Genomic DNA, 1,513 nt, shown 5'->3' with positions numbered 1-1,513 from the left:
CCGCCAAATCAGCTGAACATATCTGCGGTGATGCCTGCGTACCAGCCTTCGGATTCCTCGTAGGTCGCGCGGCGTATATCGGCGCTCTCACCCACCGCCGAGATGAACCCGTCGACCTTGGCGATCTTTTCCGCCGTCGCCTCGTAGGTTGCGCCCACTTTCACACCGTCATTGGCGTCGATCAGGGACCAGCAGGTGTTGGAATATTTCGCCGGGAACACCTTCGATCCGGTCAGCGCGCCGCGCACCGCATTGGCGCAGACCTTGGCCTGCGAATTCGCCGAGAACCCGGATTTCGGCATGTCGCCCTGCTGGCTCGCATCGCCCAGAATGTGCACATCCGGGTCCACCTTGGACGACATATCCGCGGCGTTCACAGGCGCCCAGTTGCCCTCCGTCACCCCGGCGATCTCTGCAATCCGGCCCGCCTTCATCGCGGGAATGACGTTGCAGGCATCGACCTGCGTCTCTTCGCCATCGATGCTCACCGTCATGGCCGCAGGGTCCACCGACACCGCGCCGCCCCCGAAATCCTCGCCGATCCAGTCGATCATGCCGGGGTAATGCTTCGCCCAGCCTTCCTCGAACAAGGACATCTTGGAAAACTTCGGCTTGGGGTCCGCCACGATGATCTTGGCGGTGGGGTTGGTCGCTTTCAGCACATGCGCCACCATCGATACGCGTTCGTATGGTCCGGGCGGGCAGCGGAACGGATTGGGCGGGGCCACCATCGCAAAGGTCCCCCCGTCCGGCATCGCCGCCACCTGCGCCTTCAGCAGTTCCGTCTGCGATCCCGCCTTATAGGCATGCGGCATGGCGTTCTGCGCGGCCAGCGACCAGCCCTCAACCGCGCCGTCGACAAAATCGATGCCGGGGCTGAGGATCAGCTTGTCATAGGGCAGCGTCGCCCCGCCTGCGAGCGTCACGATCCTGCTGTCGCGGTCCACATCCACGGCCCAGTCATGCACCACGTTGATCCCGTATTTGGCCGCCAGCGTGCCGTAGGTATGGCCAATGTCGTCGATCTCCTTCAGACCGCCGAGGTACAGGTTCGAGAAGAAACACGAAAAATAGGTGCGCGATGGCTCGATCAGCGTGACGTCAATGCCGCCGTCGCTGTCCTTGGCGATGTAGCGCGCCGCCGTGGCCCCCCCGGCCCCGCCGCCGACCACCACAACCCGCGGCCGGCCATGCCCCTCCGCCAAGACATGCGGGGCAGACAACGCAGCCGCAGCCGCCCCAGTGCCCAGAAAAATGCGTCTGTTCAGTTTCATAAATCTTTCCTCCCAGAAAAGCCCCGTTAATCGAGGTCCTTGAAATAGGCGGCCAACGCCGCAATCTCCTCGTCATTCAATCGCCCCGCCATCATCTGCATCACCGGATGCGGGCGGAGCTTGTTTTTGTAAGCATGCATCGCGACGACAAAATCGTCAGTGGGCCAGCGCGTGATCGAGGGAATACCCTCAGCGCTGCCATCCGCCCGGTGGCACGTCAAACATTCATTGGAGAGATA

General features: G+C 62.6%; 2 protein-coding genes. Both read right to left on the bottom strand.

Features of this window, described 5'->3' with window-relative positions:
• Window positions 1-8: 8 nt before the first annotated feature.
• On the bottom strand, window positions 9-1,274 hold the full coding sequence (locus tag Q1A20_RS26035) for an NAD(P)/FAD-dependent oxidoreductase (RefSeq protein ID WP_299919716.1): 1,266 nt from the start codon (window positions 1,272-1,274) through the stop codon (window positions 9-11).
• A gap of 26 nt (window positions 1,275-1,300) precedes the next feature.
• On the bottom strand, window positions 1,301-1,513 hold a 213-nt coding region (locus tag Q1A20_RS26030; protein WP_299508593.1), incomplete at its 5' end, for a c-type cytochrome.

Origin of the sequence: uncultured Roseobacter sp., from assembly GCF_947501835.1 — a bacterium.
Taxonomy (GTDB): Bacteria; Pseudomonadota; Alphaproteobacteria; order Rhodobacterales; family Rhodobacteraceae; genus Roseobacter.
This window is presented reverse-complemented; position numbering and strand designations above follow the sequence as displayed.